Genomic DNA, 12054 nt, shown 5'->3' on the forward strand with positions numbered 1-12054 from the left:
AACAGAAGTCTATAATGAAAAGGACAATAGCACATTTCTTACATAAAAAGGGTGACGAATATGGTAGCGAAAGAAAGCAATATGAAGCTGGCGCTTGCAGGTCTCTTGCTCGGGATCTTGATGTCGGCGATGGATAATACCATTGTGGCGACTGCGCTTGGGTCGATTGTTTCCGATCTTGGCGGTCTCGATAAGTTTGTCTGGGTGACGTCTGCTTATATGGTGGCTGTCATGGCCGGAATGCCGATTTTCGGCAAGCTGTCCGACATGTATGGAAGGAAGCGGTTTTACATATTCGGTCTTTCCATATTTCTGATTGGCTCGGCTCTTTGTGGGATCGCACAGGATATCGTGCAGCTGAGCATTTTCAGGGCGATCCAGGGAATCGGGGGAGGAGCGTTACTACCGATTGCGTTCACGATCGTATTCGATATTTTCCCTCCTGAGAAAAGAGGGAAGATGACGGGGATACTTGGTGCAGTATTCGGATCGGCTTCAGTATTCGGGCCGCTTATCGGTGCGTTCCTGACCGATAATCTCAGCTGGCACTGGGTCTTTTATGTGAATGTCCCGATTGGACTTCTTTCGTTATTCTTCATCACCACTGCGTATAAAGAATCTCCGGAGCGGTCTGATCAGCGGATCGACTGGGGCGGTGCGGTTACACTAGTCATTGCGGTTGTGAGCTTGATGTTTGCACTCGAACTGGGAGGAAAGGAATTCGCCTGGGCTTCCTGGCAGATCATTGGGTTGCTGGCGGCATTTTTTGTGTTCATCATAAGCTTCATATTCATTGAACGAAAAGCAGCAGAGCCGATCATCTCGTTCTGGATGTTCAAGAGTCCATTGTTTGCATCCTCTCAGGCACTTGCCTTTCTTTACGGTGCGGCGTTCATCATCCTGACCATCCTGATCCCGATTTACGTCCAGGCTGTGTATGGGGGATCTGCCACCAATGCAGGGATGATTCTGACACCGTTAATGCTAGGATCGGTGGTAGGAAGTGCAATTGCCGGAATGCGCATGACGAAGACAAGTTACCGGAACATCATGTGGGTGTCCATCATCGCGTTCATCACAGGGATGCTGCTGCTTACAACGATGGGACCGGATACGAGCAGAATCCTCTTGACGCTCTATATGATCCTGAGCGGTTTTGGCGTAGGGTTCTCGTTTTCGCTTCTTCCTAATGCGACGATCCATAAGCTTGATCCACGATTCAGGGGATCTGCCAATTCGACCAATGCGTTCTTCCGTTCGTTGGGGATGACGATTGGGATAACAGTATATGGAACGCTCCAGACAAAGCTTTTCACTTCCAATCTGGAAGAAGCATTCAAAGGGCAGGGAGGGGAACAATCCTTCCCTGGCGGCGGAGATCCGCGAAGCATTTTCGAACCTGAAATGCGTGAGGTGATTCCTGCCCCTGTCTTGGAAAAAATAACGACAGCCATGTCCGATTCAATCACGACGACATTTTCCTATGCTTTGATTCCCTTGATTATTGCACTGTTCTTTGTGTATCGCATGGGGAGCAGCAGGCTGGAAATTGAAAAAGAGGGTTCAAAAGGCGTCGAGATAAGTGGTGCCCAGAAATAGAAAAAGGAGAACAAGGCAGGAGGCAGCCTCGTTCTCCTTTTTGCATGTTAATTTCGATTTTTTCTCCCTTTACAATCAACACCAAAAAAATTTACACTTTTTTACCACTGCTTATAAGGGTCATAACATTTCGTAATTATAATGAAGGTGACTACTTAAAGGGGTGATATATATGGATCGAATGTTTACAGGACTTCATAAGATGGATCAGCAGCTCTTTTACAAGATTAACGGCAGTAAACAACTGTACCGCTCCTTCTTTGGTATGATCACTCACTTGGGAGGTGCCAGAATCTCCATTCTTTCCATCCTCGCATTGGCTCTTCTAAGCGGACTCTATCCTTCGATCAGACCCGCCGTCATTCAAGCATTCCTTGTTTTGAGTGTCAGTCACTTCATCATGCATTTTATCAAACGTTCAGTGAAGAGGATCAGGCCATATCTATCGCTCCCTGATGTGATGCTTCACGGTCATCCATTTGAGGATCACTCATTTCCGTCAGGTCACTCGACAGCTATCTTTTCACTCACAATCCCGTTTATGCTTCATTACCCAGCGACCATAGTGATCTTGTTCCCCATCAGTGTACTGGTTGCCTACTCGAGAGTCGTACTTGGGGTGCACTACCCTTCCGATGTGATGGCTGGAGCGTTCCTGGCTTTAGGTACAGCGGTGTTGGTTTCCTTTTTATATTAGATATTGCTTGACTAAAAGCTTTGATATCTATAGTGAAAAACGGAATCATGAAAAGGGAGGATTCAAGATGAGAATCGCTTTATTTTCCGATACGTACCACCCTCAGGTAAATGGGGTGGCAAAAACCTTGAAAAGACTCACGGACTATTTTGAAAAGAGGGGCATCGAATATAAGGTGTTCGTGCCTGAAACCGAAGACCGGAAAGAGCAATATCCCAATGTCCATTCGTTTACAAGCTTTCCTTTTTTCTTTTATCCCGAGTGTCGGACGGCCATTGCCAATCCCATCACGATTGAAAAACAGCTGAAAGAATTTTCTCCGGATCTCATCCATGTGACCACGCCATTGACGATGGGGCTGATCGGTGTCCGCTGTGCAAAGAAAATGAATATCCCGCTAGTCGCCTCCTATCATACTCATTTCGATTTTTACCTGGATTACTACAAGATGACCTGGCTGTCTCCATTGCTATGGAAATATATGAAGTGGTTTCATTCCGCCGCTCGCAGGATTTTCGTTCCTTCCATCGATACAAAAGTCCACCTGGAATCAAAAGGGTTCAACCATCTGTCCATTTGGAGCAGGGGAGTGGACTGTGAAACTTATTCACCAAGTAAACGAACAAATAGAATACGGGAAACCTATCACCTCAGTGATAAGCTTACCTTGTTGTACGTCGGTAGACTTGCGCCTGAAAAGGACCTGGAGACGTTAACGAAGATCATCAAGTTCCTGCCCCCCGCTGTCAAAGATGCCGTCCAATGGGTCATTGTCGGTGACGGCCCTATGAAAAAGGAAATGGAGAGGGAGTTAACAGAAGAAAATGTGACTTTTACCGGTTACCTGAACGGGGAGGCACTAGCAGGAATCTATGCTTCCTCCGATCTCTTCGTCTTTCCGTCCGCCTCAGAAACTTTCGGAAACGTCATATTAGAAGCATTTGCCTCGGGACTCCCAGCCATCGTCGCAGACAAAGGGGGAGTGACCACTATAGTGGAACATGGGAAAGACGGCAGAATTGCGAGAGCTCATGATTACCAATCCTTCATAGAGGCGATCGTAGAGATTGCAGAAAACGAAGATTTCCATAAATCCATGAGCCGGCAAGCGAGATTAAAAGCAGAACACCTCTCCTGGGACAGCATCTTCAAAAAGCTCGAGTTTGAATACAGGGAAGTGCAATCGCTGACTATTGAAGAAGTTGGAGATAAGAGGGTTTCATCATTATAAAGGCCCGTCCCTCGATGCGTTAATGTGGTAAAGAGTAAAGAGTAAAGAGGATTTAATATGTTATACATGTGCCTAATGATGAGAGTTTTCATTAGGTTATTTATTTTGCAGTAAGGATAATTTATCACATGTTATTCTAAAGGTTGTTAGGTGTATTTAGAGGATTTAGTCTCATACATAAAGAATTTCTATTTAACAGGGGAGGGGAAAGAATGACAATACAATATCGCTTCTATCAAGATGAACAAGATATGGACTTACAATATGATTTTTGGAAACAAGCAACTGCAAACCTGCCTTATGCTTGGAAAAGTACAAAATCACCTACTCTATTCAAGGAAGGGGATCATTTTCATCCCAAATCAAGATGCTTCGCCTTTGATGGGGAAGATTTGTTGGGATACATGAGTTTCACTGGCTCAAGTAAGTTTGTCTCACTCGGTTACCCATGGGTGAAAGAAGGCTGGCAAATGATCCGGGACGAACTATTTCAACGTGTGTTTGATTTTGCCTCCAGTGAGGAATTCGGTGCGAAAATGTTTGCTCAACGTTTCAGGGAACAATGGACGGATCAAATCGACTATTTTCAATCAAAAGGATTCGAAATCACCAGTGCATCACCAATTTTAGGGACAGCCCTTTTAGAAGAACAGACTTTATTCTCTCCGAAAATTAAAGGGTCATGGCAGATCGAGGAAGGGTTTGATTTTGAAAAATGGAGAACGGTAACAGAAAATAATGGACAGGCATCCCCTCAGCAACTTGATATGATGAAGGAGTATTACGGGTCTGTGGACTTTGATTTTTCTTTTGTCATGGAGAGTGAAGGACAACCGGCTGCAGTTGTCGGGGTGACAATCAGACCTGATACCGCGTATGCGGAAGCTTTGGCCGTTGCCATTTGTGAAAAATACATAGGGGATTTTGATACAATCTTCCGGATCATCATGAAGGAAGCATACTTGCGTGGTGGAAGGATGATCTCTGTGTATGAAAGTTATGTTCCTTCTATAAATATATCTAATTTAGATTTGGAGATCGTGACAAAGGATATAATGATGGTGAAAGAGCTTAATGACTAAGATCCCGCTGTGCCGGGGGTAGATCCAGATTTCCGTAAAGGAAATTATTTAAAGCGGATTGATATTAGCGGGAGGGTTTAAGGATCTACATCTGGAATACTACAAATGAATCGTTATTCATAAACTATTAAGTGTATGGAGGGAATTAGCATGACAAATCAAATCAGCGATAAAAAAGAGCTGTCCCAGGAACAAAGGGAAGAATTACTCAAACTACTGAAAGCTCGTTTTGAGAAAAATATGAATCGCCATGAAAATCTTGAATGGGCAGAAGTCGAAGCTAAGCTTGATGCTGATGCTGAAAAACTTTGGTCGCTAAATGAAATGGAAAGAACCGGCGGGGAACCGGATGTGATCGGGTTTGACAAAAAGAAGGACGCGTACATGTTTTGTGATTGTTCTGCGGAAAGTCCAAAAGGCCGCAGAAGTGTCTGTTACGACCGTGAAGCGCTGGAGTCACGAAAAAAGCATAAACCAGAAAATAGCGCGATTGATATGGCAGCTTCAATGGGCATAGAACTACTGACTGAGGAGCAATACCGAGCGCTTCAGAAACTTGAACATTTCGATAAGAAAACGTCGAGCTGGGTGCAGACACCCAATGACATCAGGGAACTTGGCGGTGCCCTTTTCTGCGATTACCGCTTCGGCCACGTCTTCGTGTATCACAATGGAGCAGAATCTTATTATGCTGCGAGGGGATTTCGCGGTTCGTTGATGGTCTGAACAGACAACTGAATTTGAGAAAGTACCTCTTAAGAGTGTCGGTGCCTGACCTCTGGCGGGTGAAGCTTCATTCTGGCTGAACCAGACCTGGAATTCAGTACATAAAGAGTTTAAAAGAAGCAGACCTCTTTTGGCTATACATTAATAAACGTAACTTTATATGCCTTACCTGTGCCTAATGATGAATTGTCTTCATTAGGTTTTTTTTGAGTATTAATATATTCTCTATTCCTAGATAGGCTAGATAAATGGATGAACTTTAGAGGAAAAGCATGAACCATCACGAATATATAAATCAACATCTAATTAAAAATGAATAAACGAGATATAAACAAAAAACTATTACATGCAAAGGTTCAAGCAGGTAGGTAGATTTAAGGAGTGATTCCATGGAATTAAACGATGTTATACACGGACATACATCCATTCGTGAATATGAAGAGAGGGAAGTAAGTCAAGAACTGCTAGATCAAATATTAGATGCTGGCATTCGTGCCTCTTCAAGTGGCAATATGCAATCTTATTCAATTGTCGTTACAAAAGATAAAGAGCTTAAGAAAAAATTATACACTGCACATATGGAACAATCCATGGTTGTTGATGCACCAATACTATTAACATTTTGTGCTGATTTTAATAGAATGAGAAAATGGCTTTCCCTCAATGATGCACCTGTCCATTTTGATAATTATATGAGCTTTATGATAGGTGCGATTGATGCTACTTTGGCAGCGCAAAACTGTGCCTTAGCAGCTGAAAATGCCGGGCTTGGCATTTGCTATATGGGCTCGACACTTGCGAACTGCGATCAAATTGGTGAACTGCTAAACTTACCACCCAATGTTGTACCTGTTGTGGGTTATTCATTAGGGTATCCCGCAGAAACCCCTGCGCAGCGTGATAGACTGCCAAAACGTGGTTTAGTGCACTATGACCAGTATCGTGATTATTCAGATGAAGACATTCTGGAAATTTATAAAGAGAGGGATGAAAAGGGATGGAAACGCTACATGGACGTCCCTAAGCTTAAGGAAAGGACAGAACGATTAGGGTTAAAGAATCTTGCTCAAATTTATACCGTTGCCAAATACACGAAAGAATCACACCATGAATTTTCACAAACAGTATTGAATTACTTGGAAAGGCAGAACTTTATGAATAATGAGTGATGTTTGTTCTTGAAATAAAGGAAGAAATGGCAGCTTAATGTGCCGTTAATTTAATTAAACCAAAAGGCAGAGAAAAATTAATTTGCTCTCTGCCTTTTTACATTCACTTTGTAAATTGAGTCACAAGTTTGTTTGAGATAGGCATAAGCTGAGTGAGTCAGATCTATGTTGCATAGTCACATCTAAGTTCCTATGACAAATGAGGGGCGAGCTGTCGGTTGTTGACTTGTAAGCCAGATATGGTGAAGGGACTGTTATTCAGAAATTCTATATTCATACTCAACTTTTGAAGTCCCGTCATCTGCTATTTGTTCAACGACAATCTTTCTTACTGTTGTTGTGAAAGGATTGTTGAAGCTTGCCGTTTGGTTCAATGCTTCTTTGAAAGCTGTTTCAGTTGTCAGCTTTCCGACTGTCAAATGAGGGATATAGTTGATACTCCGTACCAAGAACTTTTCAAGGATTCCTTCGTACAATCGATCCCGGAGCATTTCTTCAACGTTATTAAACTCGGGGAAAATACAAATTGAGCGATTCACCATTTACATCACCTTCGATGGAATGTTGGGGCCCGTCCCTCGACGCGTTAATACGGTAGCGCAGTCTGGGACGGGCCTTCAAATTAGTCCGCCTTACTCATGATTTCATAATACTGATACAGTGCCTGCGTCCCTTTGTTCTCTCCTCCTGATTGACTCAGCTGGTCATACAATTCTTTTGCAAGCTTCAGTCCGGGAACAGGGACCCCCATGTTTTCGGCTGATTCGATGGCGATTTTCATGTCCTTGATAAAATGTTTCACATAAAAGCCCGGTTCGAAATTCCCGTCGATCATGCGTGTCCCAAGGTTTGACAGGGACCAGCTTCCGGCTGCTCCGGCTTCGATGCTTTTCAGAACGGTTTTCGGATGGAGTCCTGCTTTTTCAGCATAGAAGATCGCCTCGCAGACGCCAAGCATCCCGGAAGCGATCGCAATCTGATTGCACATTTTCGTATGCTGTCCGGCTCCCGCGTTTCCTTGCAGCACGATGTTTTTCCCCATTGCTTCAAGGGCAGGAAGGATTCCTTCAAAGTGTTCTTTGTCACCCCCGACCATGATGGTGAGGGCAGCGGTTCTTGCGCCAACATCACCGCCGGATACAGGAGCGTCGTATGCATGGATTCCAACTTCCTTTGCTTTCTTAAAAATCCTGACAGCCAGTTCAGGCGAAGAGGTGGTCATGTCAATGACATACGAACCCGGCTTAGCATTTGCCAAGATGCCAGTCTCTCCGAAATAAACTTCTTCTACGTCGGTCGGGTAGCCTACGATCGTAATGATGATATCCGACTCTTTCGAAAGCGCTGCAACACTTTCCTGCCAGCGTGCTCCTTCTTCCAGGAGATCGGCCGCCTTTTCTTTCGTACGGGTATACACATTCAGTCCAAAGCCGGCTTTCATTAGGTTGCGAACCATGCTTTTTCCCATCACCCCGGTACCGATGAATCCAATCGTCTTCTTCTGCATTTCCTCGCCCACTTTCTGAATGAATTGGAATATATGAAACTATGAGTAAAAGTATACCAATACCTATTCAATAGGAACAGAATAAGAGAGGACAAATCTTGAAGGGTTCATGATGAAGGCCCGTCCCTCGCTGCGGTCCCGCTTTAACGTACCGAGGGACGGACCTTCGGATTTGGCCTTCGGATTTATGTCTGTTAATGCAACCGGTTTCATAGTATACTGACTTTATTGAAGAATGATTGATGATCAACTAGATTCAACAACATAAAGGAGCGATTTTATGTCAAAGCAATGGTGGAAAGAAGCGGTTGTCTATCAAATTTATCCCCGCAGCTTCAAGGATTCGAACGGCGACGGGATCGGTGATATCAACGGGATCATTTCAAAGCTCGATTATCTGAAGGAGCTCGGGATCGATGTCATCTGGCTGTCACCGGTCTATCAATCTCCCAATGACGATAACGGCTATGATATCAGTGATTACCGGGGCATCATGGATGAGTTCGGCACGATGGCCGACTGGGAACGTCTCCTTGAGGAGATGCACAACCGCGGCTTGAAACTGATCATGGATCTTGTTGTGAATCACAGCTCGGATGAGCATGCGTGGTTCGTCGAGTCCAGAAAGTCGAAGGACAATCCATACCGGGATTACTATATCTGGAGAGATGGAAAAGACGGCAGTGAGCCGAATAACTGGGAATCATGCTTCATCGGCTCAGCTTGGAAGTACGACGAGGCAACGGATCAGTACTTCCTTCACTTGTTCAGTCAAAAGCAGCCGGACTTGAACTGGGAAAATCCAAAACTGCGCCAAGAAGTGTACGACATGATGAAATTCTGGCTCGATAAAGGAATCGACGGCTTCCGCATGGACGTCATCAATTTCATTTCCAAAGTGGAGGGCCTGCCTGATGCCGAGAGGCCTGAAGGCCGCAAGTATGCGCCGGGCGGAGACTACTTCATGAACGGTCCGAAAATCCATGACTATCTTCAGGAAATGCATGAAAAGGCCCTTTCCGGTTACGACGTCATGACTGTCGGAGAAATGCCGGGGGTGAATGTAGAGGAAGCCAAGCTCTATACGGCAGATGACCGCAAAGAAGTAAATATGGTCTTCCAATTCGAACACGTAGATCTCGACGCAGGTCCAGGGGGCAAATGGGATCTCCGCCCGATGAGAATGAGCGCCCTTCGCGACAGTTTCACCAAATGGCAAAAGGGTCTTGAGCACGAAGGCTGGAACAGTCTTTACCTCAACAACCATGACCAGCCGCGCATGGTATCGCGCTTCGGCAACGACAAGGAATACCGGGTCGAATCTGCGAAAATGCTCGCAACGTTCCTTCATACGTTAAAAGGGACGCCATATATCTATCAGGGAGAAGAACTCGGCATGTCGAACGTGAGATTCGATTCCATCGATGACTATCAAGACATCGAAACCTTGAACATGTACCGGGAAAAAGTGATCGAAAACGGGGAAGATCACGACAAAGTGATGGAATCCATCTATGTGAAAGGCCGCGACAATGCCCGCACCCCGATCCAGTGGGACGACACAGAGCATGGGGGCTTCACGACCGGCGAACCTTGGCTGAAAGTGAATCCGAACTACAAAGAAATCAATGCTAAACAAGCGATGGAAGACCCGGATTCCGTTTTTCACTATTACCGCAAGCTGATCGAGCTTCGCAAAGAAAACCCGATCATGGTATACGGTTCCTATGACCTCATCATGCCGGACCACGACCAGATCTATGCGTATAGAAGGCAGTATGAAGGACAGACCATGATCGCCATGCTGAACTTCTCAGGTGACACACCTGTATTCGAGATGCCTGCTGAGTTTGGAAACAAGGGTGAATTGTTGATCAGTAATTACAAAGTGGACGCTGGCGAAGACATTCGGGAAGTGGAACTGCGTCCTTATGAAGCGCGCGTTTATCTTATAAATAAGCGGTAAAGAAAACCCGATCTTTAGAGTAACGGAATCTGTTTTCGAATACAAAACTTAAAATTACACGCCAAAAAGAGTGCCGAATCGCATTGATTTCAGCACTTTTTTTGATTTAAATATCCATAATGACTGAACTTTTATGAGCCTGGGTCAATACTTTTTTGTTATTGTTTTTGTCCTAATGACATCAGACTGTTGATTTCGATTGATGATCAATAATAATTGCTCTGCCATATAGTTGGAACTGTATTTAAAACCGCCATTGATCCATTCGATGATCATGCCGAAAATGGCGTAAGAATGATAACTGGAGAGAAGTTCTCTATTTACGGCTGAGTCCTGAACGTAATCATCAAAGTCTTGCATGGATAGGTTCTTCAGGATATCACATAGTTTATACTGGAAGCCTGGTAAAGCACTTGAATCCACCATTAATGTATAAAAGTTGGAGTGTTTTATTACATGTTCAAATACTTTGATGGCATGAGATGTGAGTTTGCTTACTTCAAACGTTTCCTTGTCCTTATAGGGATCGCGATAAGAAGCGATTAAATCGGAAACGACTTCATCAATGATTTCATTCAGTAAGTCTTCTTTATACTGATAGTGCTTGTAAAATGTCCCTCGATTCAAATCAGCTTCCTGGACAATTTCAGTGATGGAGATATCCTTGAAATCCTTCTTTCGCATTAAGGAGAGAATCGAATCTTTTAATGCCTTCTTCGATTTCACAATTCTTCTATCAACGATCTCATCTTTAGTAGACATTTCACTCCTCCTATGTGCATTATATTTCCGTTCCTCATCATTCGGCATTCATTCTGTTGATTAATAGACAATCACAGCTGTCTTTGCTGATTGATTCATCTCTCTAACAGTCATTATACTAGACTTAGAAAGAAAATAATCAACAAGTGTTCAATAAATCTATATTCCAAACAGGGGAGGAAACAGGATGAAACTGAAAGACAAGGTAGCAGTCGTAACAGGCGCGGCTTCAGGGATGGGTAAAGCCATTGCAGTTCATTATGCCAAAGAAGGAGCAAAGGTAGTCGTATCGGATATTAATGAAGAAGCAGCGAATCGTACGGTGGAAGACATTAAAGCGAATGGGGGAGACGCCATTGCTGTATTGGCAAACGTTGCGAAAGAAGACGATATACAGAATCTGATCGATTCAGCTGTTAAGACGTACGGTACCTTGGACATTTTAGTTAATAATGCAGGGATCATGGATAATTTCGAACCTGCCGGTGACATAGAAGATGATGCTTGGGAGAGAGTGTTTGCCATCAACACGACAAGTGTGATGCGCGCTACTCGAAAGGCGCTTTCAATCTTCTTAGGGAAAAAAGAGGGAGTCATCATCAACATCGCATCAGCTGGTGGTTTACAAGGGGCAAGGGCAGGTGCGGCTTACACGGCCTCCAAGCATGCGGTGGTTGGATTTACAAAGAACACCGGTTTTATGTACGCCCAGGAAGGGATCCGCTGCAACGCCATTGCTCCAGGCGGGGTGGAAACGAATATTGGTCATTCCATGACTAACATCAATCCATTCGGTATGGGACGAATCCAACCTGGATTGGGGTTGAACCCACGAACGGGGAAACCGGAAGAAATTGCATCAGTGGCATTGTTCCTTGCCTCTGATGATTCTAAATTCGTGAATGGCACAGTCATAACGGCGGATGCTGGTTGGACGGCTTATTAACCAGGGATAATAATGGCATGGAAAATGACCTATGCATCGTCATAGGTCATTTTTTTATGGATTAAAAAATTCATTTAATGAACTGTACTCCAGTTAATCGTTGTGTCTTACAATTAGGGCCAGATTTTATTGGAGGATGATTGAGTTTGGCCATCACTTACTGTTCTTCTGGTTTCCATCCGCTTGGACAGTTAACATTTCATCTTTATCGCTCATCTGCTTTTCAGCCAGCTTCTTCGCTGCTTCATGCTGCTGTTTTTGAGTAGGCTTTGACATTCGCTTCCCTCCCGTATATTTTCTTCTTCCCTAGTTTTGTTTTAATTCAAAATCTTATTCTTTTTTCTCGAGACCATGAGAGGCAACGATTGC

General features: G+C 44.1%; 12 protein-coding genes. 8 read left to right on the top strand and 4 right to left on the bottom strand.

The features are described 5' to 3' along the window. The first annotated feature begins 60 nt into the window (after positions 1 to 60). From ACXAFV_RS12075 to ACXAFV_RS12100, 6 genes are all read left to right on the top strand, one after another. On the top strand, positions 61 to 1599 hold the full coding sequence (locus tag ACXAFV_RS12075) for an MDR family MFS transporter (RefSeq protein WP_475126754.1): 1539 nt from the start codon (positions 61 to 63) through the stop codon (positions 1597 to 1599). A 172-nt stretch (positions 1600 to 1771) separates the two neighbouring features. Further along, positions 1772 to 2296, top strand: a complete 525-nt coding sequence (locus ACXAFV_RS12080; protein ID WP_475126756.1) for a phosphatase PAP2 family protein — start codon at positions 1772 to 1774, stop codon at positions 2294 to 2296. A 67-nt stretch (positions 2297 to 2363) separates the two neighbouring features. Further along, positions 2364 to 3527 carry a glycosyltransferase family 4 protein gene (locus tag ACXAFV_RS12085; RefSeq protein ID WP_475126757.1) on the top strand — a complete coding sequence of 388 codons (1164 nt, stop codon included), beginning with the start codon at positions 2364 to 2366 and terminating at the stop codon, positions 3525 to 3527. 212 nt (positions 3528 to 3739) lie between these two features. Continuing rightward, positions 3740 to 4609 (top strand): hypothetical protein, encoded by an 870-nt coding sequence (locus tag ACXAFV_RS12090; protein ID WP_475126758.1) that lies wholly within the window; start codon positions 3740 to 3742, stop codon positions 4607 to 4609. A gap of 150 nt (positions 4610 to 4759) precedes the next feature. Further along, on the top strand, positions 4760 to 5335 hold the full coding sequence (locus tag ACXAFV_RS12095; RefSeq protein ID WP_475126760.1) for a DUF4256 domain-containing protein: 576 nt from the start codon (positions 4760 to 4762) through the stop codon (positions 5333 to 5335). A gap of 389 nt (positions 5336 to 5724) precedes the next feature. Beyond that, positions 5725 to 6504, top strand: coding sequence for a nitroreductase family protein (locus tag ACXAFV_RS12100; RefSeq protein ID WP_475126762.1), 780 nt, complete (start codon positions 5725 to 5727; stop codon positions 6502 to 6504). A gap of 254 nt (positions 6505 to 6758) precedes the next feature. Here the strand turns inward: ACXAFV_RS12100 and ACXAFV_RS12105 are convergent, their stop codons facing one another. Together ACXAFV_RS12105 and ACXAFV_RS12110 are read right to left on the bottom strand one after the other, a co-directional pair. Beyond that, complete coding sequence (locus ACXAFV_RS12105; RefSeq protein WP_475126764.1) at positions 6759 to 7043, bottom strand: 2'-5' RNA ligase family protein; 285 nt, start codon at positions 7041 to 7043, stop codon at positions 6759 to 6761. Positions 7044 to 7126: 83 nt separating this feature from the next. Next, positions 7127 to 8032, bottom strand: coding sequence for an NAD(P)-dependent oxidoreductase (locus tag ACXAFV_RS12110; protein ID WP_475126939.1), 906 nt, complete (start codon positions 8030 to 8032; stop codon positions 7127 to 7129). Between the two features lie 259 nt (positions 8033 to 8291). Here ACXAFV_RS12110 and ACXAFV_RS12115 point away from each other — a divergent pair, with 259 nt between their 5' ends. Then, a complete protein-coding gene (locus tag ACXAFV_RS12115; protein ID WP_475126765.1) occupies positions 8292 to 9977 on the top strand; it encodes a glycoside hydrolase family 13 protein in 1686 nt (561 codons plus the stop codon). 144 nt (positions 9978 to 10121) lie between these two features. On the opposite strand, the gene ACXAFV_RS12120 is transcribed toward ACXAFV_RS12115, so the two are convergent. Then, positions 10122 to 10739 (bottom strand): TetR/AcrR family transcriptional regulator, encoded by a 618-nt coding sequence (locus ACXAFV_RS12120; protein WP_475126766.1) that lies wholly within the window; start codon positions 10737 to 10739, stop codon positions 10122 to 10124. A gap of 187 nt (positions 10740 to 10926) precedes the next feature. On the opposite strand from ACXAFV_RS12120, the gene ACXAFV_RS12125 reads away from it, so the two are divergent. Next, complete coding sequence (locus ACXAFV_RS12125) at positions 10927 to 11685, top strand: SDR family oxidoreductase (protein WP_475126767.1); 759 nt, start codon at positions 10927 to 10929, stop codon at positions 11683 to 11685. A gap of 153 nt (positions 11686 to 11838) precedes the next feature. On the opposite strand, the gene ACXAFV_RS12130 is transcribed toward ACXAFV_RS12125, so the two are convergent. Further along, complete coding sequence (locus ACXAFV_RS12130; RefSeq protein WP_475126769.1) at positions 11839 to 11961, bottom strand: hypothetical protein; 123 nt, start codon at positions 11959 to 11961, stop codon at positions 11839 to 11841. Positions 11962 to 12054: the final 93 nt, after the last annotated feature.

The sequence above is a fragment of the Rossellomorea sp. ABR4_012 genome (assembly GCF_056159545.1).